This is a genomic window from Gordonia hongkongensis (assembly GCF_023078355.1).
Taxonomy (GTDB): Bacteria; Actinomycetota; Actinomycetes; order Mycobacteriales; family Mycobacteriaceae; genus Gordonia; species Gordonia hongkongensis.
On the sequence record NZ_CP095552.1, the window covers coordinates 3,597,505 to 3,624,013 of the forward strand.

Consider the following 26,509-nt stretch of genomic DNA (forward strand, 5'->3'; position numbering starts at 1 on the left):
CTACGATCTGTCGTATTCGATGTCGGAGCCACCGGATCGGCAGTGCTCATCGGCGGTTTCTTCGACGACGCGCCAGGCTCTCGGAGCACCCCTCCGATCACCGGCGTCCGGCGCCCGGGAGTGCGCATCCGAGCCTACTCCGGGTGCCTCGGGACCGGTGCTAGGTTGGGCGGGTGCAACGGAGGGTCACGGTCGCGAACGAGGCCGCCAGAAGTGTCGAGGCAGCCACCGGCGAGACCCGGTGCTCACTCGTCCGACGCATTGGCCTGGCGACCACGATCGGGTTGACCGTGGTCGCGCTGGCCGCCTGTTCGGGCGAGGAGCCGCTGACGACTCCGGACGGCTCCCCCATCTCCACCGTGACGACACGGGTGGCGGAGGTGAACATCGTCTCGGCCGACCGTGATTACGCGAAGACCTGCCTCGCCCCCACCGCGCCGGATCCGGATGAGGCCGACGTCGAACGCATCGTCGTGACCGACCCCGCTGTTCTCGACGCGCTGTGCGCCCTCGGGCTCGGCCCCGAGGTCGTCGCGGTGGCTGCCGAGCCCGGTTCCGTGCCCGAGTATCTCGGTCCCCAGCTGACCTCGGTCCCGGCCATCGGACCGATGCCCGACGCCGCGGCGGTCGCCGACGCCGACGCCGGACTCGTCCTCACCACCGCCGACACCGCGGACTCCGCCCGCGCGTTCCCCGGTGTCCGCACCGTCACCGTCCCGACCGACGGCACCTGGCAAGAGCAGTTCCAAGCCGTCGCCGACGCCGTGAACCGCAGCGGGTCGGGTCGGACACGCCTCGCCGAGTACACGACCGAGGCCACCAAGACCGGCCGGCGGATGGACGCCTCGCACACCCAGGTGTCGCTGGTGCGCTTCGGCGACGACTCCGAGACCATCGCCGGGATGAACACCTTCGCCGGCCAGGTGCTCGGGGACATCGGCGTCCAGCGGCCCGGCCCGCAGCGCGTGCCCGACTCCTTCGCCCTCACCGACGACGACCTCCGCGACGCCGACGCCGACCTCATCTATGTGAGCTTCGAGGGCGAGGAGGGCCTCGCCCACGGGGAAGAGGTCCTGCTCAGCGACGAGTGGCTCGGCCTCGGCGCACCCGTGTGGAAACGTGTGCTCGCCGTCGACGACGACGTCTGGTACGAGTCCTCGGGACTTGCCGCCGCCTGGCTGGTCCTCAACGACGTCAAGGGATCACTCGACGGCAACTCCTGACGGTCTCCGATAGGCAGGTGTCGCACATCGTTGCCCCAGGCGCAACGAAGCGCTACATCTGCGTAGCCGTTTCGGTCACTTCCGATCACCGACATCCAAACCCTCGCCGGGGCGACGTCGACACATCAGGATCGGCGCATGAGTGTCACCGACGAATACCTCGCGAACAACGCCGAATACGCCAAGACCTTCACCGGGCCGTTGCCCCTGCCGCCGGCCAAGCACGTCGCGGTGGTGGCCTGTATGGACGCCCGGCTCGACGTCTACCGCATCCTCGGATTGAACGAGGGCGAGGCCCATGTGATCCGCAACGCCGGCGGGGTGGTCACAGACGACGAGATCCGCTCCCTGGCCATCAGTCAGCGACTGCTCGGCACCACCGAGATCATCCTCATCCACCACACCGACTGCGGCATGCTGACGTTCACCGACGACGACTTCAAGCGCCAGATCCAGGACGAGATCGGGCAGAAGCCCGCGTGGTCGGCGGAGGCGTTCGCCGATCTCGACGAGGACGTCCGCCAATCGATCACCCGGATCCAGAACAGCCCGTTCGTCACCAAGACCACGTCGTTGCGCGGGTTCGTCTTCGACGTCGCGAGCGGGCTCCTGCGCGAGGTGTCCTGACCCGGGTTACCCGACCTTCCTACGAGTCGCCGCCCTCGGAGCGCTGGACCGCTTCGGGGGCGTTCTCGCGGGTGGCCATCCCGCCCTCGCGTCCGTGGTCCTGCGGGCCGGGCGGATCCTTCTCGACTTCGGTGTCCGGACCCTTGCCGGTATCCCTGTCCCCCGAGGTCGCGGAGCTCTCGGACTGTCCCATCGGTACCTCCTACGATCTTCCGGCCGGTCTGCCGGGCGACGATCGTCGATACCCGGCTCCCCGAACGGGCAAACCATTGTCGGGTGGTCTCGCGCACCGTCCGCCGTCGACGACTGGTGTCGGAGCCCGTCGCTAAACTGGCCGACGATCCTCCATGCCACATGATGCGCCGTCCAGCGGGCAGCCTGCCACCGACTCTGCCCCGAAGCCCAGCCCCGCCGAGCCCCTGCACGCCCTGTGGCGACCGGGCGTCGGCCTGGCGGTGTGGGTCGACGGGGACCCGTCCGATCTCGCCGCGCCACTTCGCGACCTACTCGACGGCCGTCGCTTCCGCAGCGAGATCCCCGTCGTCGACGCCGACGGCCACCGACGTTTCGTCCGCGCCGCGACGTTGGGCATGACGTCGGCGATCACGCTCCTCGACGCGTCGCGATCCATCGCGGTGACCGGCGATGTCCGCTGGTATCGATATCTCCTCGACGGTGTGCGGGCCTTCGTGCGGTCGGGCACCGTGGCGCCGTCGGTCCAGCAGGTGGCCGGCGAGTGGATGGTGCGCTGGGTCGTCGTCGCGACGCCGACGTGGCGCAGCTGGCATGCCGTCGTCGTGGGAAGCGCGCCGGATGCGCTGCTGCACAACGGGTCCGCACCCGCCCTGGACGACTTCCTCGCCGAACTCGTCGACCACGAATGCCGTTCCGCCATCGCGCGTTCCGCCGTCCGCCTCGGCGAACCACGGCCCGCGTCACCCATCGTGCGGGCACTGCTCCCCGACGCCGATCCCCGCCCGCCCAGCTCACCGGAACGTCTCGCCGCCGCCGCGGGTGGCTGGTCGCGGTGGAACGCCGGCGCTCCGCGCGACGATCGTTCGCTCATCTTCCGGCTGCACGAACCCGAGTACGACGACCTCGCCGACGCTCAGTGGGCCGACGCATGGGACGACGACACGGTCGACCCGCCGAGCCGCGCCGAAGTGGCCGAGACCTCGCGGTGGCGACTGCAGGTCTGTCGTCGGAGCATCGATGGACAAGTCGAACCCGTCGCACCGCACCGCCTCGACGCCCACGAACTCGACGAACTGACGACCGAATTGGCCACGGCAGTCCGTGAATTCCCCGAACTGGGCCGCGCCGACCCCGATCGGGGCTCCCTCGACTTCCTGCTGCCGACCGCGATCGCGGAGGAACTCTTCGCCACGGGCGCGGCGGCGCTCGGGGCCGTCGGCATACCGGTTCTGTTGCCGCGGACGATCGCCGAGGTCCGTCCGAGCCTGACGCTGCGCGCGCTCGCCCCGCCCGGCGGCGGGGCACCGGCAGCCATGGTCGGCCTGCGGGAGATCCGGGAATTCGAGTGGCGTCTCGCCCTCGGCGACACACCCGACGCGATCACGCTCACCGATGCCGACCTCGACGAATTGTCCGGCCAGAAGGGCGATCTCGTCCGCGTGCGCGGGGTGTGGATGCGCGCCGAGGGCGCCGCGCTGACCCGGGCAGCCACGTTCGTCGCCACCCAGCGCGCGCTGGCCGCGGCCGAACCGCCGAGCGACTTCGGCGAGCTGTTCAACCTCGTCACCGGCGAGTCGGACCGTCTACCCGTACCGGTGTCACGGGTCGAAGGCCTCTCCTGGCTCGACGACGTCGCCGACACCGGCGTCCTTCGTCCCGAATCCGTCGCGCCACCGACGGGGTTGACCGCCACCCTGCGTCCCTACCAGCAGCGCGGCCTGGACTGGCTCGCCCATCTGGCGACTCTCGGTGTGGGCGGCGTGCTGGCCGACGACATGGGCCTGGGCAAGACCCTGCAGGTCATCGCTCTGGAATGCCACGAACGCAGCGGTCCGTCCGCGTCGCCTGCCGATGATCGTCGGAAGCCGACGCTCGTCGTCTGCCCAATGTCTCTGGTGGGCAACTGGGCGCGGGAGTTCGCCCGGTTCGCGCCCGCGCTCCGTGTGGCGATCCACCACGGGCCGTCCCGCGAGTCCGGGGCGGCGTTCGCTGGCATCCGCGAGTCCGTCGACATCGTGGTCACCACCTTCGCGATCGCGGCGCGCGACCACGAGTTGCTGTCCTCACGACCCTGGCATCGGATCGTGGTCGACGAGGCCCAGCACCTCAAGAACGTGAACACCATTGCGGCCAAGGCGGTTCGGACGGTCCCCGCCGACCACCGACTCGCCCTCACCGGCACCCCGGTTGAGAACCGCCTGGAGGATCTCCGCGCCGTCATCGACCTGGTCAACCCCGGCCTGCTCGGGTCCGCGTCGGTGTTCCGCGCACGCTACGCCGAACCGATCGAACGGGATCGTGACCCGGCCGCCCTCCGACGGTTGTCGGCGATCACCCGGCCGTTCATCCTGCGCCGCGAGAAGACCGATCCGGCGATCGCCGCCGACCTCCCGGAGAAGGCGGACTTCGCCGTCCGGGCCAACCTCACCGTCGAGCAGGCGGCGCTGTACCGCGCGGTGATCGACGAACTGATGGCGGCACTGCGCGACAAGCAGCAGCGCACACTACGACGCCGCAACGTGCTGGCCGCACTGACCCGCCTCAAGCAGGTGTGCAATCACCCCGCGCATTATCTCGCCGATGGCACCGACCTCGTCCGCGACGGCGAACACCGCTCCGGCAAGGTCGAATTGCTGGCCGACATCGTCTCCACCGTCGCCGAGGAGGGCGACCGCGCATTGGTCTTCACCCAGTTCGCCGCCTTCGGTGACATGCTGTCGTCGTGGTTGTCCGCGGAGTTCGGCAGTGAGATCCCGCTTCTGCACGGCGGTCTGGGCCGCACCGAGCGCGACCGCCTCGTCGCCGATTTCCAGTCCGACGACGGGCCGCCGGTCCTGCTGGCGACGCTGAAGGCCGGCGGCACCGGGCTCAACCTGACCGCGGCCAACAACGTCATCCATGTCGATCGGTGGTGGAACCCGGCTGTCGAGGACCAGGCGACCGACCGCGCCTACCGGATCGGCCAGGACCAGAAGGTGTCGGTGCATCGGTTCGTCTGTGTCGGCACCATCGAGGAGCGCATCGACGACATGATCGCCAAGAAACGTGAGCTGTCCCGGCTGACGGTCGAGGCCGGCGAGAACTGGGTGTCCGACCTCGCCGACGACGAGCTCTTCGAACTCTTCCGGCTGCGCGACGAGGCGGTCAGCGAATGACGGTGCGCAAGAAGGGCACGCAACGACGCGGTGAGCGTGGCACGATCGCGGTCCGCGGCTATGGCCTCACCTCGTGGTCACGCGCCTTCGTCGATGTCGTCGAGGGCCGCGGCGCCGACGGCGAATCGGTCGCCGACAGCCGTCGTATCACCAAGGCGCGCAGGTATTTCCGCGATCGGCATCTGCGCGGCCTGCGGATCGACGCCGGCCGGGTGACCGCCTCGGTGGAGGGCACCCAGCTCGAGCCGTTCGACGTCATCCTGACCACCCGCACCGTCGACACACCGACACTTGCGAACCTTCTCCGCGAGCGCAACGCTGTCGATGAACTCATGCTGCTCACCCGCGGCGAACAGCCGCCGGCGCTGGGTGAGCTGCTGGTGCCCACGGAATCCGCCGACGTCGAGACCGACTGCACGTGCCCCGACGAGGCGCCGCGGTGCATCCATGCTCTCGTCACCTGCTACGAGGTGGCCGCCGAGATCGACCGCACCCCGTTGACCCTGCTGACCGTGATGGGCACCGACCTGCGAGCGCTGCTGGCCGAGATCGATTCTCGCCCACCGGTATCACGGACCGCGGACGACGCCCAGTCCGCGGAGTCGTTGCAAGTCGACGACTACTACGGCACCGCCTCGACGTTGCCTCCGCTGCCGTCGCCGTCGCGGATGAACCCGCTGACCGCGCTCGACGGCGGCGAACTACGGGCGGCGTTGCGCGCCACCGGCGTCGCGCCCGCCGACATCGCCGAGGCGATCGACGAGCTCGGCGACCTCTACGACCGTCTCACCGCCGGCGGTTCGTAGCGCCAATGCGCATATAGCACGCATTGACGCTACGAAATCCTCGGTGGGACTAGAAGTCCCAGTCCTCGTCCTCGGTGTTGACGGCCTTGCCGATGACGTAGGAACTGCCCGACCCGGAGAAGAAGTCGTGGTTCTCGTCGGCGTTGGGCGACAGTGCCGACAGGATCGCCGGGTTCACGTCGGTCTCGTCGCGCGGGAACATCGCCTCGTAGCCCAGATTCATCAGGGCCTTGTTCGCGTTGTAGCGCAGGAACTTCTTGACGTCCTCGCTCAGCCCGACCTCGTCGTACAGAGCCTCGGTGTAGTCACTCTCGTTGTCGTAGAGCTCGAACAGCAACTCGAAGGTGTAGTCCTTGAGCTCCTGACGACGCTCCGGGGTCTCGACCTCGAGTCCGCGCTGATACTTGTAGCCGATGTAGTACCCGTGCACCGCTTCGTCGCGGATGATGAGGCGGATCAGGTCGGCGGTGTTGGTGAGCTTCGCGCGGCTCGACCAGTACATCGGCAGGTAGAAGCCGGAGTAGAACAGGAACGACTCGAGCAGCGTCGAGGCGACCTTGCGCTTCAGCGGGTCGTCGCCACGGTAGTAGTCCATGACGATCTGCGCCTTGCGCTGCAGCTGCTCGTTCTCCTCCGACCAGCGGAACGCCTCGTCGATCTCCTTGGTGGAGCACAGTGTCGAGAAGATCGAGCTGTAGCTCTTGGCGTGCACCGACTCCATGAAGGCGATGTTGGTGAGCACCGCCTCCTCGTGCGGAGTGGTGGCGTCCGGGATCAGCGACACCGCGCCGACCGTGCCCTGGATGGTGTCGAGCAGGGTGAGACCGGTGAACACCCGCATGGTGAGCTGCTTCTCGTATTCGGTGAGCGTGCCCCACGACGGGATGTCGTTGGACACCGGCACCTTCTCGGGCAACCAGAAGTTGCCGGTGAGGCGATCCCACACCTCGGCATCCTTCTCGTCGGGCACGCGGTTCCAGTTGATCGCCGAGACCCGGCTGACCAGCTTGAGCTTCTCAGACATGGCAGATGTCGCTTTCTTCACTCATCGGGTTTGGCTACATCGTCGATGCAGTACTGACACGTGCTCTTGAACACGCCTTTGTTCGTGTGGTGCCTGGTGTGGGCATTCCGTTTGCTCGAGGGCTTTGGACGCCCCCTCTGAGCGTCGGACATCTTGCGGCGTGTCTCCTCGCTCGCGCGCCGCCCGAAGTTCGGATTTCCCTCGCCTTTTCGTTGCTCCGACAGTCGAGCGCGAGCTTCCTCCGACATGACGCGCCCGTAGCTGGGGTGAGCAGGTCCGAACTTCCCGAAGTTCGGATTTGCTTCTCCGGTGATAGAGCCTCTGCGCTGGACCGACCACTTCTCACGCTGTTCGTCGGAGTGCTTGAGACCATAGAACGGATTGTCATCCGCAAACCGGCTCAGCCCCTTCCGTCCAGTGGAACGAACCCGAGCCGCTTCTCGCATCTCCCCGGTCCAAACCACCCCGGTAGGACCCAATCCGCCCTCTGCCAGGTTCAGCAGCGGTTGGCCGTCGCGCTTGAGGTAGGCGATCCAAGCGATCTCGGCCTCCCCCAACTCGTTGAGTCCTTCGACGAACTGCAACTCGTCCGCCAAAACGTTGTCGCGATCTTGCAATCGGAGCCAGTCATAGAACGGTGTCTTTCTTCCGGCCGCCGCGACTTTGAAGTGTTGCCGCAGCCGCTGCTGCCCAGTTTTTGTGGTGAGCCCGATGTAGCGATAGTCATACGCGGCCCGCAACCGAACCCCGTAGATCACGCCGCCTGTGGCCGGAACCATGTTCGTACGCAACGGTTCACACTCAACAGGTCACAACATGCAGCTGACGCAATTTTCCACCTCGGTCCCCTCGAGCGCGATCTGGCGCAGGCGGATGTAGTAGAGCGTCTTGATGCCCTTGCGCCATGCGTAGATCTGCGCCTTGTTGACGTCGCGCGTGGTGGCGGTGTCCTTGAAGAAGAGCGTCAGGCTGAGGCCCTGGTCGACATGCTGCGTGGCCGCGGCGTAGGTGTCGATGATCTTCTCGTACCCGATCTCGTACGCGTCCTGGTAGTACTCCAGGTTGTCGTTCGTCATGTACGGCGCCGGGTAGTAGACGCGGCCGATCTTGCCTTCCTTGCGGATCTCGATCTTGGCGGCGACCGGGTGGATCGAACTGGTCGAGTGATTGATGTAGCTGATCGAACCGGTCGGCGGGACGGCCTGCAGGTTCTGGTTGTAGATGCCGTCACGCTGGACGGCGGCCTTCAGCTCACGCCAGTCGTCCTGGGTCGGGATGGCGATCCCGGCCTGCCCGAACAGGTCTCGCACCTTCTGGGTCGCCGGTTCCCACACCTTCTCGGTGTACTTGTCGAAGAACTCACCGCTCGCGTACTTCGACTTCTCGAAGCCGGTGAACGCCCGGCCGCGCTCGGCGGCGATCCGGTTCGACGCGCGCAGCGCGTGATAGAGCACCGTGTAGAAGTAGATGTTCGTGAAGTCGATGCCTTCTTCGCTGCCGTAGAAGACCCGCTCACGCGCCAGGTATCCGTGCAGGTTCATCTGCCCCAGGCCGATGGCGTGAGACTGGTTGTTGCCGTGCTCGATCGAGGGCACCGACGTGATCGTGGTCTGGTCGCTCACCGCGGTGAGGCCGCGGATCGCGGTCTCGATGGTCTGGCCGATGTCGGGCGAATCCATCGTCTTGGCGATGTTCAGCGAACCCAGGTTGCACGAGATGTCCTTGCCCACTTCGGCATACGACAGGTCGTCGTTGAAGGTCGACGGCGTCGACACCTGCAGGATCTCCGAGCACAGGTTGGAATGCGTGATCTTGCCGTCGATCGGGTTGGCCCGGTTCACCGTGTCCTCGAACATGATGTACGGGTATCCCGACTCGAACTGCAGCTCGGCGAGGGTCTGGAAGAACTCGCGCGCCTTGATCTTGGTCTTGCGGATGCGACGGTCCTCGACCATCTCGTGGTACTTGTCCGTCACGTTGACGTCGGCGAACGGTACGCCGTAGACACGTTCGACGTCGTACGGACTGAACAGGTACATGTCGTCGTTGGCCTTGGCCAGCTCGAACGTGATGTCCGGGATGACCACACCGAGCGACAGGGTCTTGATACGGATCTTCTCGTCCGCGTTCTCGCGCTTGGTGTCGAGGAAGCGGTAGATGTCGGGGTGGTGCGCGTGCAGGTACACCGCGCCCGCGCCCTGCCGGGCACCGAGCTGGTTGGCGTAGGAGAAGGAGTCCTCGAGCAGCTTCATGATCGGGATGACACCCGAACTCTGGTTCTCGATCTTCTTGATCGGCGCACCGTGCTCGCGGATGTTGCTGAGCAACAAGGCAACTCCGCCGCCGCGCTTGGAGAGCTGCAAGGCCGAGTTGATCGACCGGCCGATCGACTCCATGTTGTCCTCGATACGCAGCAGGAAGCACGAGACGGGTTCGCCGCGCTGCTTCTTGCCGGAATTGAGGAAGGTCGGCGTCGCCGGCTGGAACCGGCCGTCGATGATCTCGTCGGTGAGGTTGCGCGCGAGGACCGTGTCGCCGTCGGCCAGGGTCAGCGCCACCATGCACACGCGATCCTCGAAACGCTCCAGGTACCGCTTGCCGTCGAACGTCTTGAGCGTGTAGCTCGTGTAGTACTTGAACGCCCCGAGGAAGGTCGGGAAACGGAACTTCTTGCTGTAGGCGTGCCCGAAGAGGCTCTTGACGAACTCGCGGTCGTACTTCGCGAGGACCTCGGGCTCGTAGTAGTTCTCCTCGACGAGGTAGTCGAGCTTCTCGTCGAGATCGTGGAAGAAGACCGTGTTCTGGTTGACGTGCTGCAGGAAGTACTGGTTCGCGGCTTCGCGATCCTTGTCGAACTGGATCTTGCCGTCGGCGTCGTACAGGTTGAGCATCGCATTGAGAGCGTGGTAGTCGAGCTCGCCCGGGTCGTGTCCCGAGGGCCCGGGGTGCACACCCGACTTGCTGGCTGAAGTGGTGTCCGAGACGGCGGCGGTGGGCGACACGACAGATGACTCCTGCGGGTAGTGGTGGCTGTTACCGAGGGCCGGTGCGGCCAGAGTATGGGAGGGGTACGACAAAGCCTGATCGAGCGGAATCCGCAGGTCAGGCAGGCGAGGCGCTGAGCGACACACTCGCCGCGAACGCCGGACTCTGGGCGAACTCGGCGAGTCCCGCGCGGACGCGGTCGACATCGTCGGAGGTGCCCATCAATTCGAATCGGTAGAGATAGGGAACGCCGCATTTGCGTGCGATGACGTCGCCGGCATAACAGAACTCCTCGCCGAAGTTCGTGTTACCCGCCGCGATCACCCCTCTGATCGATGATCGATTGTGTTCGTCGTTGAGGAAGCGGATGACCTGCTTGGGAACGTAGCCGCCGGGTTGCCCCGTCGCCTTGCCCCCGCCGTAGGTCGGGCAGACCAGGACATACGGCTCGTCGACACGGAAAACACCGGTCCGATCGAGGACCGGGATGCGCACGGCGCGCATGTCCAGTTTCTCGACGAACCGGTGGGTGTTCTCCGAGACGGAGGAGAAATACACGATCAACGGCGATTCTGCCGCCATGTCTCCTCCAGCCGGTAGTTCTCGTGATCTCGCCGGCCGTGTCCGGCCCGGCACTGTCGGTGTCAACGCCGTGAGCGGCGTGACCATTTCCTCGATGACCTCGCGATGCGATGTGATCCGGCTTCCCCGTCGGATCGCCTCTGCACCGCCGGTCGGGCGGGCGATGTCACCGTGATGGTGACGGCAGATCAGGCAGCGGCGGTGGCGAGTGCCTTGATGCGGTCGGGACGGAAGCCCGACCAGTGCGCGTCGCCGGCGACCACGACGGGTGCCTGCAGGTAGCCGAGCGCCATCACGTAGTCACGCGCCTCGGCATCTTCGCTGATGTCGACGATCTCATAGGACAGACCCTGCTTGTCGAGGGCCTTGTAGGTGGCATTGCACTGGACGCAGGCCGGCTTCGTGTAGACGGTGATAGACATTCGGAGGTACTCCTCGGGTCGTAGGAATCGCCAGTGACGTGCGGTTTCCCAGCGTGAAGATGGTGACCTGGATCACCATCGTGGTGGCTTTCTCCGAGGAGTCGAACTGCTTCTCGTCGTCTGCCTGACTGGTAGCTCAAACACTACACCTAGTGGCTGACATTTCTGGTCACCACAAGGGCTTGTGAATAACATTGATGGAAGACATGCAGGTCGGAGCGGTGCACGATCACAAATCCCCCGCGTGTCCTCCGCGTGTCCGGCGTGTCGTTCACAGGCTGTCCCGAGGCGGTCCACAACATGTCCACCGACCATCCACATCCGCCCCCGGTCGCACTCGCGGCCCGACGCCGGCACCCCCGGACACGACGACGCCGCGCCGGGCAAGGGCCGGGCGCGGCGTCGGGACGTCGGTGTGGGGTCAGGCGCTGACAGCGACCTCGTCGACGAGCCGGGTGACGGACGCGACGACCTTCTCGACGACCTCCGGAGAATCCAGGCCGGCCTCGGGCAGTGCCGCGAGCTGCAGACCGAGGTCGGCTTCCGCGATCGCGCGACCGCCGGCGATGCCGACCGACTTACGGGTGTCCTCACGGGTCCACGCGCCGCCGTACTGGCCGAGGGCCGCGCTCAGCACCGCGACGGGCTTGCCCGTGAGCGCGCCGGTGCCGTAGGGCCGAGACAACCAGTCGATGGCGTTCTTGAGTGCGGCGGGGATGGTGCCGTTGTACTCGGGGGTCGCGATCAGCACGCCGTCGGCGGCGCCGACGACCTGGCGCAGGTTCGCCACGGCTGGGTCGAGCTGCTCCTCGATGTCGATGTCCTCGCTGTAGAACGGCAGCGAGCCGAGATTGTCGACGACCGTGATGGAGACTCCCGACGGCGCATTGTCCGCGGCCAGGTGGGCGAGCTGGCGGTTGACCGAGGCCGTACGCAGGCTTCCGACCAGCGCGACCAGTTCGACGACTCGTTCCGACATGTGATTCCTCTCGATGGCACAGGAGTCCGTGGAAGTCCACGCGACCTTGTCTACGACATGCTCTAACCGGACCAGGGTCCGATTCATTCCGCATCTGGTCAAGGGTTACGCTCATCACGTGCCAAACGGGCCCGACCACTCCCCTCTCCACATCTCTCTCAATTCTTCGGGGACCGAACGTGCCGACGCCGCACGTAACCGGCGTCTGTTGCTGGCTGCCGCCAAGAACCTCATCGATCACCACGGTGCGGCCGCGGTGACGATGGAGGCGGTTGCCCGCGAAGCGGGTGTGGGCAAGGGCACAGTGTTCCGGCGCTTCGGCAGCCGGACCGGGCTCATGCTCGCTCTCCTCGACCACAGCGAGTCCGAGATCCAGCAGGCGTATCTGTCCGGTCCGGAGCCGCTGGGTCCCGGCGCTCCCCCGCTCGACCGACTCCTCGCCTACGGTCGCGCTCGCCTCAAGCTCACCGCCGACCACCTCGACATCCTGCTGGAGGCCGGCGCCGGCGCCGAGGACTTCATGAGTCACCCGGTGGCCCGAACGTCCACCCAGCATGTGCAGATCCTGTTGCGCCAGTTGGGTTTCGACGGCGCCCTGGATTTCCTGGCCCTCACTGTCCAGGCGCCGCTCTCGGCGAGTTCGGTCCGCTACCTGTTGGTGGACGTCGGGCTCGACCTCGAGACGATCACCCATCAGTGGCAGGACATGGTCACCGCGCTCGTCACCGGACACGACCGGTCCTGACCCGTCGGGTCCATCCCGGTCACGACGTCCTCGCGGCGGCGGTCAGGCGGCGAGGTGTCCGGCGTACTCGCCGCGCGCCGCGGCTCGCGGACACCTAGCCTGGGTTCCTGTGAAAGCTGTGATCATCGGCGCCGGTATGGGCGGGACCTCGGCGGGCATCGCGTTGCGACAGCTCGGGCACGAGGTCGAGATATACGAGCAGGTCACCGAGAACCGCCCCGTCGGCGCGGCGATCTCGGTGTGGTCCAACGGGGTCAAGTGCCTGAACCACCTCGGCCTCGAAGCCGAGACCGCCGCGCTGGGCGGCATCGTCGATTCGATGAGCTACATCGACGCATTCACCGGAGAGACGATGTGTCGCTTCAGCATGGCACCGCTCATCGACGAGGTCGGGCAACGTCCTTACCCGATCGCACGCGCCGAACTCCAGCTCATGCTCATGAACGCCTTCGGCCACGACGAGATCCGGTTCGGCAAGAAGATGGTCGCCGTCCACGACGGTCCGGACGGCGCCACTGTCGAATTCGCCGACGGCACCACTGCCCAGGGTGATGTCGTCATCGCCGCCGACGGTGCGAGATCGCTTGCCCGCGACCATGTGCTCGGTCACGCGGTCGAGCGTCGTTACGCGGGGTACGTGAACTTCAACGGACTCGTCCCGATCGACGAGGACATCGGACCGGCCACCGAATGGACCACCTACGTGGGCGATTCGCGTCGGGTATCGGTGATGCCGGTGGCGGGCAACCGGTTCTACTTCTTCTTCGACGTGACCATGCCCGAAGGGGTTCCGTTCGAACGTGGAACCGCACGCGAGGTGCTCGCCGAGGAGTTCGCCGGATGGGCGCCCGGCGTCCAGAAGCTCATCGAGACACTGGATCCCGCGACCACCAACCGCGTCGAGATCCTCGACATCGATCCGTTCCACACCTGGGTCCGGGGACATGTAGCACTACTCGGCGACGCCGCACACAACACCACCCCCGACATCGGGCAGGGTGGTTGTTCGGCGATGGAAGATGCGATCGCCCTGCAGTTCGCCTTCCGTGATCACCCCGACGACCTGCACGCGGCCCTCACGACCTATGAGGCGTCACGCACCGAACGGGCCGCCGACCTCGTGCTCCGCGCACGCAAGCGCTGCGACGTCACGCACGGCAAGGACCCGGAGGCGACCGCGGCCTGGTACGAGGAACTGCGATCCGAGGACGGCACCAACGTCATCCGCGGGATCGTCGGCAACATCGTCGGCGGCCCGCTCACGTAGGGCCGCGGCGGGAGCGCCGTCGATCATCCGCCGGTCGAGGGTCCTTCGGTGTGCTCCGCGCCGGCGTCGAGTCGTGCGGTCTCCAGGCCGTCGTGCGCGACGAGGGCGTTCTCGCGCGAGAGGGTCGGCCCGGGCGCCAGCAGCGACACCACCGACCACGGCGCGCGGGACGGTGAATCCCCGAGCCCGAGGATGCCGCCGGTCTCGAAGTCCGGTACGCCGAACCGCACACCCGAATCGTTGACATAGAACAGCGATTCGGTACGCGAGCTGTCCGCCTCGTTGCCGGTCACCTGCAGATACTCACCCGAGCCCGGCGGCATGTAGACCGCGTCGAGGTTCGGTCCGGCACCATCGGACGACGTCAGCCGGACCGGCACCGCGTCCGACGCGAGCGGCAGTTCGCGCCCCGCGAGCAACGTCGTCTGTGCGCGGGGCTCCCCGTCCCGCGGGTCCAGGTGCGGCACAGCGTCGGATCGCCGCTCACGTCCAGCAGCGTCGGCGCGACTTCGGGAAAGTCCGAGACGGGTTCCGACTCCACGGTTCTCAGCGCGGCGAGCTGCCCCGGGGCGACGGTCGTCACCGGCGCTGCGTCGGAGTCGGCCAGCCGCATGAGTTCGGCGGTCGGGGCGCTGATCTCCTGCACCCCGTCGCGCAGGACCAGGTGATAGGACGTCGTGTCGTCGACACCGACCGACTTGACGACACTGCCGACGCTCGCGCCGTCGACTGCCCCGGGCCGGCCGGCGCCCGAGATCTCCGGCACGGCAAGCGGATCGACCAGTGGGAAGGTGTTGAGCAGGCCGGTGGACATCTGCCGGGGCGTGGCCCCCTCGAGACCGAGAGCCCGCATGACGGGCGCGCTCTCGGTGTCGACAGCGGCACGGACCGGACTCCAGACACCGTCCCGGAACAGCTGATACACCAGGAAGGTCTGGTCCCCGCCGTCGACGAGCACGGCGTCGGCGGGGTTCGCCGTCCCGATCGCGTCACCCAGACGCGGCGTCTCGGCGATGACGGTCTGCTCGATCGACTCGACCGGCGCCTCCGACACGGTCGACGAATCGCAGACCGTCCAGGTGGAGGAGTCCGCGTGCGACGACTTCGGCAGTGCCGCCGGCGCACCCGGGATGCCCAACAGGGGTCCGCGCGGGTACGGCTTGAGCTTGTTGTCCCCGACCGAGGTCGGCGACTCCGAGCTACCCGTCACCAGCCGTGCCGAGGCCAGGTTGAGGACGGGATGCAGGGTGTCCTCGATCAGGACGTAGGTGCTGCCGCTGTTCTTGCTGACGATGATCGTGGCGTCGCCGACGGACCCCTGCGGCCGGATCAGGCCCCAGATTCCGCACCCGCCGAGGACCAGCAAGCCGAGGACGGTCCCGACCACGAGCGCCTGCAACTGTGAACGCATGGGATCGTGCAACATCCGGACGTCGCGTCGTACCAGCGCGTGCTCGAGCCTCTTGATCAGGAAACGGTAGCCGTTGACCTGGGCTTTGGTCGTCAGCTGACGTGCCACGGCTCCCCCTGTCCGCACCCGGGCCGCGGCGTCGGACATTCTCCGGCGGCGAGCGGGTTGTGATCTCCTGCGGCATACCCCCTGCCGCGCGGTAGTAGCCTAGCCGACAAACATGCCCCTGACGTGTGGGGCTCCACCGCTTGTGCACACTCTCGGTGGACGGCACGCGGCAGTCGGCAGCGGTGATCGAGGGGGTCGCAACCGTGGAGCGGAACAGGCGTGGGATGGCACTGCCCACACTCGTCGTGATCGAGGCGGTGCTGGCGCTCGGACTCGTCGTCTGGGTGGTGTCCGGCAGCGTCTGGGGAGCGACCGCACTCGGCGTGGCCGCGGTCGTCTCCGCAGGTCTGGTGCGGGTCGGCGGCCGGCCGTCGGTGTTCGGTCGAATCGTGGCGAATCTGTCGTTCTCCTGGTCGCGGATGCGCCGCGACCACGGCGATCTCGCCCCGGCCCCGTTCGACATACCGCTGCCCGCCCCCAGCACCCACGCCACCGCACGGCGGACATCGGCTCCGACGACCATCGGCGCGAGGTGGGTCGGCGACACCCTGGTCACCGTCGTCCGGGTGGACCCGGGCAGCCCGGCCGTCACCTACCTGACCCCGGGCCACAGCGAACTCGGCGACGAATCGGGCCAGGTGGTGCCCCTCGGCGTCCTGGCCGAGTGCATCAGTCCCTACGACATCCGGCTCAGCTCCATCGAGGTCATCAGTCACGGTGTGCGCGTGTGGGGTTCGGGCATCGCGCCGGACACCTACGACCGCACCCTGGGCCCGCTGTCGGCGACGGCCCAACGGTCGGTGCTGGTCGTCCTCCGGCTCAATCCCCTCGACTGCGCCGACGCCGTCGCCCGCCGCGGGGGCGGCGCGACCGGTGCACTGCGCACCGCGACGGTGACCACCCGCCGCGTCGCCAAGAGGCTCGCCGAACACGGCTTGTCGACGACCATCCTGTCGGCGGCACAGATCACCGCCATCACGGCGCAGCTCACCGAGGGCGCGAGCCTCGACTCGCTCGCCGAGGAACGCGACTCGGTCGGCGTCGCCGGTCTGCGGATGCGCAGCGCCGCCGTCGAACCGGCCGCCCTGACCGACGTGCTGCGCGGCGTCTGGGTCAACTCCGCGGTCTCGACGACCGTCACCGTGAAGTTGTGCCCACGAGTCACCGAGGGCAGGCGTCGCGGCGATCGCACGACGGTCGAGGTGTCCGGGATCGTCCGCGTCAACGAGTTCCCCGCCGCGAGGCGCGCACTCGGTGGATGGCCCGCGGGTCTGATCCCCCTCGACGGCCGCCAGTTCGACGCTCTCGCAGCGAGTCTCCCCATCTCGACGCCGACCCGGCTCGACCGGGCCGTACCCGCACTCACGGGTTCGGAGGCGGAGGCGTTCCTCGCCTCGGCGCGTATCCCGGCAGGCGGTTGCGGCCAGCTCATCGGCGCCGATCACGCCGGCCGCGCGGTCGCCACCCGGCTCGTCGGACCCGGTATCTCCACGGTCTCGGTCGCCGCGGGCATTCACGTCGTGGCCCAGATCGCTCTCCGCGCAGTGGCGGTCGGTGCCGCGGTGCGCGTGCACACCGACCGCCCGCACCGGTGGACCCCGGTGGTCACCGCCGTGGGCGATCCGAGCGCGCTGTCACTCTCGGGCGACCGCACCCCGGCGCGCCCCGGTCCGGGCCTGGTCATCGTCGACGGTGTGGCGCCACCTTCCCCACAGCCCGACACCACGCGGATGATCGTCGTCGCACCGGGCCTCGACGAACCCGCCGACGGCGCCACCGTCGCGCTGCGTCAGAATCCGCGCACGCCACAGGACATCGCACTCGACACCGGCGGGCGGCCGATCCTGGTCACCATGGTCGCGACCCCCGACGAATGGAACCTGATCGGCGGCTACCCCGAACCCGCGGGCACCGCTGCGGCTACTCCGGTTCGACGCTGACGGACTGACATCATTCGGACGCGGACGCCACCGATGAGGTCAGGTCGGGTTGCGCCGAGACCGCGGCCGGCACCAGCGCGCGGTAGAAGACCGCACGAGCCGACGCCGCGCGGACGATGACGTCCGGGTCGTCGTCGGTGATCCACACCGCCCGTCCGGCCGTCACGGTGAGCGGATTCCCACCCGCCGGTCGGACCTCCACCGCGCCGCTGAGCACGGCGAGGATCTGCGGGCCCGGCATGTCGAAGCAGATCGACGAGGCGTGGTGGAGGCCCGTCCCGTCGAGTTCGACACGCGACAGCCGGAATTCGGGAGCGGGGGTGAGGTACACGCGCTCGGCGCCGACGGTCCGGATCTGCGGGGTCAGGTCCGAGACATCGACCGGGGTGAAGTCGAGGACGCGCAACAACTCGGGAACGTCGATGTGTTTGGGCGTCAGTCCGCCCCGCAGCACATTGTCGGAGTTCGCCATGATCTCCACACCCGTACCGCGGAGGTAGGCGTGCAGGTTACCTGCGGACAGATAGAGACCCTGCCCGGGTTCGAGGTGAATATTGTTGAGCAGCAACGATGCCAGGACTCCGGGATCGTTCGGGTAGGCCTCCCCGAGTTCACACACCGTCCGCAGTTCGGCGACGAACTCCGTCTCACCCGTGCTCAGCACGGTGACCGCGCCGGCGAGTACCGCCGGGACCAGCTGACGGAGCAGCGACTCGGGCAGCGTCAGCCACGTCGTGAAGAGCGCCCGCAGCCCCTCCGAGTCCGGCTGCCCCGCGAGCATCCCCAGATAGGGGTCGAGCTCACTGACCTGCAGTGCGCGGAGCAACCGGATGGTGTCCTCCGGTCGACGGAAGCCGGCCAGGGCGTCGAACGGTGTCGTCGCGACGATCAGTTCGGGCTTGTGCCATGGATCGCGGTAGTTGCGGTCGCGGGCTTCGAGCGCGACACCGCGGGCGTTCTCGCGTTCGAATCCTGCCCGGGCCTGTTCGGCGGACGGATGTGCCTGCAGGGACAGCGGTTCCTCGGCGGCGAGCACCTTCAGGAGGAACGGCAGACGCTCGCCGAAAGCCGCCGTGCTTGCCGCGCCGAGCGTGCCGATCGGATCCGCGTCGATCACATCGACGAGATCCTGCTCGATCCCGGCGACATCGACGCACCGAGCCGAACCCGCGGGATGGGACCCGAACCACAGCTCCGCCTCCGGGTGCGCCGATGGCACGGACCTACCCTGCATGGACGCGATCGCGGTCCGCGACCCCCAGGCGTATGGCCGCACCACTCCGTCGATGATCCTCATTGCAACGCGTTCCCAACCAGGCGGAGGTACACCGCCGCCATCTCGACCCGTAGTGCCACGATCAGGAAATCCAGTACATCCCCCGGGCCGTCGGCCACCGGATCCTCACCCGGCGCCGGACGCCGGTCCTCCCACTCGCGGCCGTCCGCGCCCCCGGCGGCCGAAGTCTCTTGCGCACGATCGATTCCGACGAGGAGATCGACCTCTCCGAGACCGGTGATCCGCTGACGCGTGAACCATTCCCGCCGCCCGGTCGAGACGACCTGGACGCGCGGCGCGGGAGCTGCCGGCGGTCCGTCGAAGTCGGGATCGTAGAAGATCGAGTCCGCACTCGGCGCGACATCCGAACGCGACCCGAGCAACTGCACCATTCGCGACACATCCGTGAGTTCGGCTGCGGCGCTGACGATCCCGGAGAGTCCGACGAGCCCGGCGACCGCATGCCGGGCGATGGCCGCGCCGGCCGGGCTGTCCGCCGTCCAGACGGTGGGGCGGCCCTGGACGCGCAGCGCCAGCGATTTGGCGCGATTGTGGAAGGCGTCGCGGGCCGGGTGTCCGGTCGAGGCCTCGTCGTCGAGTGCGTCGGCGAGGTCGTCGAGTGCGGGCACGCTCCCGGTGAACCGGACCTGGGTCAGCGCACCGAACACCGCGAGCAGCGCGGCGGCGAACCCCACGAAGCGGAAGCGGGTTCGATGTCGAACCGCGGCGCGAGGTTGATCCCGTTGCCGCCCAGCGCATCTCGAAGAGGCCCGGCCACGGGTGCGACCACCACGACCTCGGCCCGCCGGCGTAACGCCCGCGCGGCGGCGTCGGCGAGCGCCATGTCCCCGGCGTCGTCGCCGGCGACGATCACGACGTCGAGCGGGCCGATCCACCCGGGCAACACCGGACCGCTGACCACCGGGACGTCCACCCGCGCACCGAGCGTGGCCACCGCGAAGTCGGTCGCCCGATGGGAGACGCCGCTGGAACCGTGGACCACGATGACGCTACGGGGACGCAGGTCCGCGAGCGGGGCGAGCACGCCTTCGCGTACCGCTTCGGCGACGGCGCGCACCTGTGCGCCGGCGAGCGCGACCGCTCTCAGCAAACCGTCGACATCGGCCGAGATCAGCTCCTCGGCGTCGTCGAGGTCGGGGGAACCGGTTCGCATGTCACCAGGGTAGCCAGGTCGCGGAGTCGGCGCGCACGTACTCGGCACAGTTGCGGCGATGCCTTCGGGGTCCACGCCCCCCGCGCGGTGGTGACCGGTCAGTCGACCGGGTCCGGCAGTACCCGCAGGTGTCCGCGGCGCCCCGGGCGCGGCCGGGTCTGGTGACGCGACGCCCCGGCGGTCGGGGCGGGCGCATCGACCGGGCCGGCGCGGTGCCGACCCGTCCGACGGTCGTCCACGGCATCGCGATGGGCCTCGACGAACGCGGTGTCCTCGAAGGCATCGAGGGCGTCGATCGGACTGCGGTCGACGTACCGCGGGCGTCCACCGCCGGCGACGGCTCCGGCTTCCCGAACCGCCTCGGCGAGCGCGGTCAGCTCTTGATCCTCGGCCGGCGGCGCGGAGAATCCCCGCTCGCTGCGCAGCATCTCCCAGCCGCGCGGGACGGTGATCCGGCGGGCGTGATCGTCGCACAGGTCCCACGAGTGCGGCTCCTGCGACGTCGCGAGCGGACCGATCACCGCGGTCGACTCGGCATAGACGAAGGTCAGGGTAGCCACCGCGGATCGGGCGCAGCCGGGTCGGCAGCACAGTCGGGGAAGCTTCACGTGACGAGATTAGCCCTCGTCGCTCGCAACCGCGTCGGCGACACGCTCACCGGGCGGGCGCCCGGCGAAGACCCGGACCGCCGGAGCAGACACGCAGCGACCGGAGGAGACACGGACTCGTCCGACCTCCTACACTCTCGCCATGCGTATCGACCCGAAGCCGACTCCACGTGGCTCCTCCGGCCTGCCGGAGGCGCGCCGCGGTCGTCGGCGGACGGGTCGTCACCGCGATCGTCGCGGACGGGGACTGCGCTCGCCGTTGCTGCCACAGGGCGTGCCCGCCCACAACAGCCGGTCCGATGAATTCGACGCGGTCGCCCTGGAGGCGTTCGCCGAGATCGACGCGCAGTGGCATGACCAGATCGCCGGACTCGACATCGCCGTCGACGAGATCCCCCGGCTCCTGCCCCGTGACCCCGAGACGGTCGAGTGGCCCGACGAGGTGACCGCCGACGGTGCGGTGCCGCTCGCACGGCTGATCCCGGCCGGGATGGATGTGAACGGCGCACCGACGCGGGCGCAGATCATCCTGTTCCGCCGGCCACTGGAGTCCCGGGCCAAGAAGGGCACCGAGTTGCTGGATCTGATCCACGAGGTACTCGTGCAACAGGTGGCGACGCATCTGGGCGTCGACGAAGACACGATCGACCGCGGACCAGAGTGATCCGCGGTCGATGATCGGTGGGGACGACTCCGTCGCGAGCCGTCCGGTCAGATGGTGACGCCGGTCAGATGATGCCGCGCTTGAGACGCCGGCGCTCCCGCTCCGACAGGCCGCCCCAGATACCGAAGCGTTCGTCGTTGTGCAGTGCGTACTCGAGGCATTCGGACTTGACCTCGCAGCCCTGGCAGATCCGCTTGGCCTCACGTGTCGACCCACCCTTTTCCGGGAAGAACGCCTCGGGGTCGGTCTGCGCACACAGGGCACGGTCCTGCCACTGCTCTTCGACGGCGTCGAAGAGATCGTCGAAGTCGTTGGGCACCAACGAAAGATGACGACGACCCGGGTCGGCGTCGTCGGCGACGGGCCCGTGCGGCGACCCGAAGTCGGTCCCGATGCCGATGGCCGACGCGGCGGCAGTGCCGCCGATCATCGAATCATCAACGGGGCCAAGGGTGTTGAATTCGGCGGTGAATTGCGGGCGGTTCTGTGGTTCAAGCGGATTGCCGATCGGGTTTTCCAAAGCCATCGTCGGCGCCTCCTAGCTCGGGATGTTGGTAGTTTCTGCGTCCTCTGCGAACACGGCCTGTGTGCCGCACCCACCACTGTTGCCACACCACTTGTACTACGGATGTGGAAACACCCACATCAGACGTACACAGCGCCCGAGCGACGGCCCGCGAAGTGCCGGAACCGACCCTCTCCCGAGTTCGAACATACGATCGAATCCGTTGAAGTCCAGCGGTTTTCGATCCGAAGGTTCTCGATCTCAAACTCGGAATGACACTGATGTGATTACACACGCCCAAGGCGGTCCCGGTCAAGTTGAAGTCAAAGATTCTCTGTTTACCACCAGGATCCGACAACCCTGTGACTCGACACGACATTGACCTCAACCCGACGTGAATGTCACACCGAACCCGGCACGGGTCGAAACCATCCGCACCGCACCGACAGCGCCTGACCGCCGACTCGCACCGCGCACTACAGTGGCGGTGTGAAGGAGTACCTGCTGTGAAGGTGACCGTACTCGTCGGGGGCGTCGGAGGGGCACGATTCCTCCTCGGTCTGCGCGAATTGTTCGGCCCGACGGCGTTCCCGGCCCCCCAGGACGACGCGTCCGGCGCCCCGGCGACCGAGCACGAGATCACCGCCATCGTGAACGTGGGCGACGACGCCTGGATGCACGGCGTCCGCATCTGCCCCGACCTCGACACCTGTATGTACACCCTCGGGGGCGGGATCGATCCCGAACGCGGGTGGGGTCGGCGCGACGAATCCTGGCGCGCGAAAGAGGAACTCGCCGCCTACGGGGCCGACCCGGATTGGTTCGGACTCGGCGATCGCGATCTCGCGACCCACCTCATCCGGACCCAGATGCTCGACGCCGGGTACCGGCTGTCCGACGTCACGGCCGCCCTGTGCCGGCGCTGGGTCCCCGGGGTACGGCTCCTGCCCGTCACCGACGATCGTCACGAAACCCACGTCGTGGTCGCCAAACCCGACGGCGAGGACGGCGAACGGGTCGCGATCCACTTCCAGGAATGGTGGGTACGCCATCGCGCGCAGATCCCCACCTTCGGCTTCGCGCAGGTCGGTTCGGACGACACGGCGCCGGCACCCGGCGTCCTCGACGCGATCGCCGACGCCGATGTCATCCTCCTCGCGCCGTCGAACCCGGTCGTGAGCATCGGCGCCATCGTCAGTGTTCCCGGGATGCGCAGCGCGCTGCGCCAGACCAAGGCGCCGGTCGTCGGGATCTCACCGGTCATCGACAACCGTCCCCTGCGCGGCATGGCCGACGAATGCCTGTCCGTGATCGAGGTCGAGTCCTCGGCACAGGGGATCGCCGGACACTACGGCGCCCGCAGCGGCAACGGGATTCTCGACGGTTGGCTCATCGCCGACGGCGACCACGCCGCTGTCGACGGCATCGCCGTCGGCGCCGCACCGCTGCTCATGACCGACCCCGCGGCCACCGCGCAGATGGTGCGTGCGGCCTGCGCGCTCGTCGACGTACCGCTGCCCGACACGAACAAGGGCGTGCGGTGACCGCTCGCCCCGACCACCGTGCACCGGGACATCTCGAGATCCGGCCGGTGACCGGCCTGCCCGAGTTCACCACCGATTCCGACGTCGCGGGCGAGATCCTCGGCGCCGCACCCTGGCTCGAGTCCGGCGACGTGCTGGTGGTCACCAGCAAGATCATCTCCAAGGCGGAAGGGCGGATGGTCGACGCGCCCAGCGACCCCGAGGAGCGGGACGCACTGCGTCGTCGCCTCGTCGACGCCGAATCGGTGCGCGTCCTGGCCCGCAAGAACCGGACCCTGATCACCGAGAACCGCCTCGGCCTGGTGCAGGCCGCGGCCGGGATCGACGGCTCCAATGTGCGCAGCGACCAGCTCGCGCTCCTCCCGGAGAACCCCGACCGCAGTGCGGCGTCTCTGCGGCGTGCCATAGCCGACGCCGCCGGGCTCGACGTCGCGGTGATCATCACCGACACGATGGGTCGGGCCTGGCGGACCGGACAGACCGACGTCGCCATCGGCGCGGCCGGCATCGCCGTGACCCATCCCTACGAGGGCGGCGTCGACGACTACGGGAATCCGTTGATCGTCACCGAGATAGCGGTGGCCGACGAACTCGCCGCCGCGGCAGACCTCGTCAAGGGCAAGCTCGCCGCCGTCCCGGTCGCCGTCGTCCGCGGATTCGCTCCGGCCGACGACGGCACCACCGCCGCCGACCTCATCCGTCCCTACGACGAGGACCTGTTCCGTCTCGGGACCGAAGAGGCGATCGCACAGGGCCGCCGAGAGGCCATCCGCACCCGGCGTTCGGTGCGCACCTTCGCCGACCGGCCCGTCGACCCCGCGGAGATGCGCGACGCCCTCGCCGAGGCGCTCACCGCCCCGGCACCCCACCACACACATCCGGTCCGCTTCGTGTGGCTGCGTTCCGCCTCGCGACGCCGCGAACTGCTCGACGCGATGACGCGCGACTGGCGCACCGACCTCGAATCGGACTCCAAGACAGCCGAATCCATCGAGAAGCGACTTCGACGCGGGCAGATCCTCTACGACGCCCCGGAACTGGTGATCCCGTTCCTCGTACCCGAGGGCGCCCACGACTACCCCGATGATCGTCGCAACGCCGCCGAGCACACGATGTTCACCGTGGCCGCGGGCGGGGCGGTCGCGACCCTGCTCACCGCGCTGGCAATCCGCGACATCGGCAGCTGCTGGGTCGGGTCGACCATCTTCGCCGCGCCGACGGTGCGCCGCGTCCTCGATCTGGATCCGAGTTGGGAACCGCTGGGGGCCGTCGCCATCGGACATCCGCTCGAACCGGCCGGGTTGCGCGACCCCGCCCCCACCGCGGAGTGGGTCGTCGAACTGTGACCGCCGAGTCGCTGCACGCCTCCGCCGTCGAGGCCCTGACACGGTGGGAGACACCCGATCCCGCCCAGGACTCCCTGCGTCACGCATATCTCGCGTTCCTCGCCGCGTCCCCGGACGGGTGTCTTCGGGCCTGCACACCAGGACATCTGACGGGTTCGGCGATCGTCTTCGACGCGACGCGCCGACACGTTCTGCTGACCCTGCACCCCCGCGTCGGGAAGTGGATACAGCTCGGCGGTCACTGCGAACCCTCCGACGATTCCCTCGCCGGCGCGGCGCTACGCGAGGCGCGAGAAGAGTCGGGCATGCCCGAACTCGTGCTCGACACCCCCGACCCCAACCTCGCCGGTGACGGGATGGTGCACCTCCACACCCACCCGATCACCTGCTCCTTGGGAGTCCCCACCCGCCACCTCGACGTCCGCTACCGGGTGGTCGCCGCCCCGACGCACGACGGTGAACTCCCCCGCGTCGTATGCAGTGACGAGTCCGTGGACCTCCGCTGGTGGCCGGTCGACGCGCTTCCGGACGACGCCGGAGACGACATCGCGACGCTCATCGACGCGGCCCTACGCGACGGGCCAACCCCCGCTCCCTGAGGTGCGAGCGAAGCGAGCCCCTCTTTGTTCCCTGAGGTGCGAGCGAAGCGAGCCACGAAGGGCGGTCGTCAGACCTGGATGTTCTTGCCGACGGTGACCACACCGCCGGCGCTCACCGAGAACCGTTCGCGGTCGGCCTCGAGATCGACACCGAGCTGCTCGCCGTCACCGACCACGACGTTCTTGTCGAGGATGGCCTTGCGGACCACCGCGCCCTTGCCGACGCGCACGCCGGGCATCAGCACGCTGCCCTCGACCACCGCGCCGTCCTCGACGATGACGTTCGACGACAGCACGGAGTTGCGCACCGTGCCGGCGGAGATGATGCATCCGGAACCGACCACGGAGTCCTCCGCGACCCCGCCCTGGACGAACTTGGCGGGCGGCAGGTTGTGGGTCTCGCCGCGGATGGGCCAGCGGCCGTTGTAGAGGTTGAAGATCGGGTGGACCGACACCAGGTCCATGTGCGCCTCGTAGAACGCATCCAGGGTTCCGACGTCGCGCCAGTAACCGGTGTCGCGTTCGGTGGCACCGGGTACCTGGTTGTCCTTGAAGTCGTAGACGAAGGCGGTGTCCCGGCGCACGAAGGCCGGGATGATGTCACCGCCCATGTCGTGGTCGGAGTCCGAGTCGGCGGCGTCGGCGCGCAGCGCGTCGACCAGCGCCTCGGTGGTGAACACGTAGTTGCCCATCGACGCGAACGTCACGTCGGGATCGTCCGGCGTGCCGGGCGGATCGGCCGGCTTCTCCAGGAAGCGGGTGATCTTCCCGCCCTCGTCGGAGTCGATGCAGCCGAAGGCCACCGCCTCCGCTCGGGGCACGCGGATCCCGGCCACCGTGACGTCGGCGCCGGATTCGATGTGCGCGGCCACCATCTGCGACGGGTCCATCCGGTACACGTGATCGGCTCCGAAGACGACGATGTACTCGGGTCGTTCGTCGGTGATGAGGTTCATCGACTGGAAGATCGCATCGGCACTGCCGGTGTACCAGCGTGGTCCGAGTCGCTGCTGGGCCGGCACCGGGGTGATGTACTCGCCGTGGAATCCCGACGTCCACCAGGTCTGCGAGATGTGCCGGTCCAGCGAATGCGATTTGTACTGTGTCAGCACGCAAATGCGCTCGTAACCGGCATTGACCAGGTTCGACAGCACGAAGTCGATGAGTCGGTAGGCACCGCCGAAGGGCACCGCAGGTTTGGCGCGGTCCATCGTCAGCGGGTACAGACGCTTGCCTTCGCCGCCTGCGAGGACGATGCCGAGGACGTGCGGCTCAGATCTCACTCCCCCAACTTAACCGCGATCGAAGCCGTCGGCCAGATGAC

22 protein-coding genes and 2 pseudogenes are annotated in these 26,509 nt (G+C 68.0%); 11 read left to right on the top strand and 13 right to left on the bottom strand.

Annotated features, from left to right (window positions below):
- Positions 1–173: 173 nt before the first annotated feature.
- Entirely contained in the window at positions 174–1,223 is a 1,050-nt protein-coding gene (locus MVF96_RS16335; RefSeq protein WP_247449701.1) for an ABC transporter substrate-binding protein, read from the top strand.
- A 138-nt stretch (positions 1,224–1,361) separates the two neighbouring features.
- Positions 1,362–1,850, top strand: a complete 489-nt coding sequence (locus MVF96_RS16340; protein WP_247449703.1) for a beta-class carbonic anhydrase — start codon at positions 1,362–1,364, stop codon at positions 1,848–1,850.
- 19 nt (positions 1,851–1,869) lie between these two features.
- Here the strand turns inward: MVF96_RS16340 and MVF96_RS16345 are convergent, their stop codons facing one another.
- A complete protein-coding gene (locus MVF96_RS16345) occupies positions 1,870–2,043 on the bottom strand; it encodes a hypothetical protein (protein ID WP_091344398.1) in 174 nt (57 codons plus the stop codon).
- Between the two features lie 154 nt (positions 2,044–2,197).
- Here MVF96_RS16345 and MVF96_RS16350 point away from each other — a divergent pair, with 154 nt between their 5' ends.
- Together MVF96_RS16350 and MVF96_RS16355 are read left to right on the top strand one after the other, a co-directional pair.
- On the top strand, positions 2,198–5,200 hold the full coding sequence (locus tag MVF96_RS16350) for a DEAD/DEAH box helicase (protein ID WP_247449704.1): 3,003 nt from the start codon (positions 2,198–2,200) through the stop codon (positions 5,198–5,200).
- The gene (locus tag MVF96_RS16355) at positions 5,197–6,006 is read left to right on the top strand and encodes an SWIM zinc finger family protein (protein ID WP_247449705.1); all 810 of its coding nucleotides are present in this window, start codon (positions 5,197–5,199) and stop codon (positions 6,004–6,006) included. Before MVF96_RS16350 ends, MVF96_RS16355 begins: the two co-directional genes overlap by 4 nt.
- Before the next feature lie 49 nt (positions 6,007–6,055).
- On the opposite strand, the gene nrdF is transcribed toward MVF96_RS16355, so the two are convergent.
- The 6 genes from nrdF to MVF96_RS16385 form a co-directional block, all read right to left on the bottom strand.
- The gene (nrdF, locus tag MVF96_RS16360; RefSeq protein WP_065632743.1) at positions 6,056–7,030 is read right to left on the bottom strand and encodes a class 1b ribonucleoside-diphosphate reductase subunit beta; all 975 of its coding nucleotides are present in this window, start codon (positions 7,028–7,030) and stop codon (positions 6,056–6,058) included.
- A 17-nt stretch (positions 7,031–7,047) separates the two neighbouring features.
- Positions 7,048–7,809, bottom strand: a complete 762-nt coding sequence (locus MVF96_RS16365) for an NUMOD3 domain-containing DNA-binding protein (RefSeq protein WP_226513681.1) — start codon at positions 7,807–7,809, stop codon at positions 7,048–7,050.
- A 30-nt stretch (positions 7,810–7,839) separates the two neighbouring features.
- Entirely contained in the window at positions 7,840–10,032 is a 2,193-nt protein-coding gene (gene nrdE / locus MVF96_RS16370; protein ID WP_068970713.1) for a class 1b ribonucleoside-diphosphate reductase subunit alpha, read from the bottom strand.
- Between the two features lie 100 nt (positions 10,033–10,132).
- Positions 10,133–10,597, bottom strand: coding sequence for a class Ib ribonucleoside-diphosphate reductase assembly flavoprotein NrdI (gene nrdI / locus MVF96_RS16375; RefSeq protein WP_159371170.1), 465 nt, complete (start codon positions 10,595–10,597; stop codon positions 10,133–10,135).
- Between the two features lie 188 nt (positions 10,598–10,785).
- Positions 10,786–11,019, bottom strand: coding sequence for a redoxin NrdH (locus MVF96_RS16380; protein WP_004019249.1), 234 nt, complete (start codon positions 11,017–11,019; stop codon positions 10,786–10,788).
- Between the two features lie 421 nt (positions 11,020–11,440).
- On the bottom strand, positions 11,441–11,998 hold the full coding sequence (locus tag MVF96_RS16385) for an NAD(P)H-dependent oxidoreductase (protein WP_078112944.1): 558 nt from the start codon (positions 11,996–11,998) through the stop codon (positions 11,441–11,443).
- 118 nt (positions 11,999–12,116) lie between these two features.
- Here MVF96_RS16385 and MVF96_RS16390 point away from each other — a divergent pair, with 118 nt between their 5' ends.
- A complete protein-coding gene (locus MVF96_RS16390; protein WP_065632656.1) occupies positions 12,117–12,743 on the top strand; it encodes a TetR/AcrR family transcriptional regulator in 627 nt (208 codons plus the stop codon).
- A gap of 109 nt (positions 12,744–12,852) precedes the next feature.
- The gene (gene hpxO, locus MVF96_RS16395; protein WP_159371171.1) at positions 12,853–14,010 is read left to right on the top strand and encodes an FAD-dependent urate hydroxylase HpxO; all 1,158 of its coding nucleotides are present in this window, start codon (positions 12,853–12,855) and stop codon (positions 14,008–14,010) included.
- A gap of 23 nt (positions 14,011–14,033) precedes the next feature.
- Here the strand turns inward: hpxO and eccB are convergent.
- Positions 14,034–15,568, bottom strand: a pseudogene (gene eccB / locus MVF96_RS16400) (type VII secretion protein EccB).
- Positions 15,569–15,753: 185 nt separating this feature from the next.
- Here eccB and eccE point away from each other — a divergent pair.
- Complete coding sequence (eccE, locus tag MVF96_RS16405; protein WP_247449706.1) at positions 15,754–17,469, top strand: type VII secretion protein EccE; 1,716 nt, start codon at positions 15,754–15,756, stop codon at positions 17,467–17,469.
- Positions 17,470–17,479: 10 nt separating this feature from the next.
- On the opposite strand, the gene manA is transcribed toward eccE, so the two are convergent.
- The 3 genes and pseudogenes from manA to MVF96_RS16420 all read right to left on the bottom strand — a co-directional run bounded on the left by manA (position 17,480) and on the right by MVF96_RS16420 (position 20,527).
- Positions 17,480–18,766 (bottom strand): mannose-6-phosphate isomerase, class I, encoded by a 1,287-nt coding sequence (manA, locus tag MVF96_RS16410; RefSeq protein ID WP_247449707.1) that lies wholly within the window; start codon positions 18,764–18,766, stop codon positions 17,480–17,482.
- Positions 18,763–19,919 (bottom strand): annotated as a pseudogene (locus MVF96_RS16415) (hypothetical protein). Before MVF96_RS16415 ends, manA begins: the two are co-directional and overlap by 4 nt.
- A 98-nt stretch (positions 19,920–20,017) precedes the next feature.
- Positions 20,018–20,527, bottom strand: coding sequence for a DUF3499 domain-containing protein (locus MVF96_RS16420; protein WP_247449708.1), 510 nt, complete (start codon positions 20,525–20,527; stop codon positions 20,018–20,020).
- 142 nt (positions 20,528–20,669) lie between these two features.
- On the opposite strand from MVF96_RS16420, the gene MVF96_RS16425 reads away from it, so the two are divergent.
- Positions 20,670–21,191, top strand: a complete 522-nt coding sequence (locus tag MVF96_RS16425; protein WP_058252540.1) for a metallopeptidase family protein — start codon at positions 20,670–20,672, stop codon at positions 21,189–21,191.
- A gap of 64 nt (positions 21,192–21,255) precedes the next feature.
- Here MVF96_RS16425 and MVF96_RS16430 read toward each other — a convergent pair whose 3' ends face one another.
- On the bottom strand, positions 21,256–21,513 hold the full coding sequence (locus MVF96_RS16430) for a WhiB family transcriptional regulator (RefSeq protein WP_171011557.1): 258 nt from the start codon (positions 21,511–21,513) through the stop codon (positions 21,256–21,258).
- 689 nt (positions 21,514–22,202) lie between these two features.
- Between MVF96_RS16430 and cofD the strand changes: the two genes are divergently transcribed.
- Genes cofD through MVF96_RS16445 form a run of 3 tightly spaced genes read left to right on the top strand, consistent with a single transcriptional unit; the run spans position 22,203 to position 25,185 of the window.
- Positions 22,203–23,240 carry a 2-phospho-L-lactate transferase gene (gene cofD / locus MVF96_RS16435; protein WP_247449709.1) on the top strand — a complete coding sequence of 346 codons (1,038 nt, stop codon included), beginning with the start codon at positions 22,203–22,205 and terminating at the stop codon, positions 23,238–23,240.
- On the top strand, positions 23,237–24,586 hold the full coding sequence (locus tag MVF96_RS16440; protein ID WP_247449711.1) for a coenzyme F420-0:L-glutamate ligase: 1,350 nt from the start codon (positions 23,237–23,239) through the stop codon (positions 24,584–24,586). The genes cofD and MVF96_RS16440 overlap by 4 nt, the downstream gene beginning before the upstream one ends.
- Positions 24,583–25,185 (top strand): NUDIX hydrolase, encoded by a 603-nt coding sequence (locus MVF96_RS16445; RefSeq protein ID WP_247449713.1) that lies wholly within the window; start codon positions 24,583–24,585, stop codon positions 25,183–25,185. The genes MVF96_RS16440 and MVF96_RS16445 overlap by 4 nt, the downstream gene beginning before the upstream one ends.
- A 68-nt stretch (positions 25,186–25,253) precedes the next feature.
- On the opposite strand, the gene glgC is transcribed toward MVF96_RS16445, so the two are convergent.
- On the bottom strand, positions 25,254–26,468 hold the full coding sequence (gene glgC / locus MVF96_RS16450; protein ID WP_247449714.1) for a glucose-1-phosphate adenylyltransferase: 1,215 nt from the start codon (positions 26,466–26,468) through the stop codon (positions 25,254–25,256).
- Positions 26,469–26,509 lie beyond the last annotated feature (41 nt).

Excerpts from the sequence above, each read along its gene's own strand:
- MVF96_RS16350 (WP_247449704.1), top strand. The coding sequence starts at position 2,198 with ATGCCACATGATGCGCCGTCCAGCGGGCAGCCTGCCACCGACTCTGCC.
- nrdF (WP_065632743.1), bottom strand. The coding sequence starts at position 7,030 with ATGTCTGAGAAGCTCAAGCTGGTCAGCCGGGTCTCGGCGATCAACTGG.
- nrdI (WP_159371170.1), bottom strand. The coding sequence starts at position 10,597 with ATGGCGGCAGAATCGCCGTTGATCGTGTATTTCTCCTCCGTCTCGGAG.
- MVF96_RS16385 (WP_078112944.1), bottom strand. The coding sequence starts at position 11,998 with ATGTCGGAACGAGTCGTCGAACTGGTCGCGCTGGTCGGAAGCCTGCGT.
- MVF96_RS16340 (WP_247449703.1), top strand. The coding sequence starts at position 1,362 with ATGAGTGTCACCGACGAATACCTCGCGAACAACGCCGAATACGCCAAG.
- MVF96_RS16425 (WP_058252540.1), top strand. The coding sequence starts at position 20,670 with ATGCGTATCGACCCGAAGCCGACTCCACGTGGCTCCTCCGGCCTGCCG.
- MVF96_RS16365 (WP_226513681.1), bottom strand. The coding sequence starts at position 7,809 with ATGGTTCCGGCCACAGGCGGCGTGATCTACGGGGTTCGGTTGCGGGCC.
- MVF96_RS16345 (WP_091344398.1), bottom strand. The coding sequence starts at position 2,043 with ATGGGACAGTCCGAGAGCTCCGCGACCTCGGGGGACAGGGATACCGGC.
- MVF96_RS16355 (WP_247449705.1), top strand. The coding sequence starts at position 5,197 with ATGACGGTGCGCAAGAAGGGCACGCAACGACGCGGTGAGCGTGGCACG.
- MVF96_RS16380 (WP_004019249.1), bottom strand. The coding sequence starts at position 11,019 with ATGTCTATCACCGTCTACACGAAGCCGGCCTGCGTCCAGTGCAATGCC.
- manA (WP_247449707.1), bottom strand. The coding sequence starts at position 18,766 with ATGAGGATCATCGACGGAGTGGTGCGGCCATACGCCTGGGGGTCGCGG.
- eccE (WP_247449706.1), top strand. The coding sequence starts at position 15,754 with ATGGCACTGCCCACACTCGTCGTGATCGAGGCGGTGCTGGCGCTCGGA.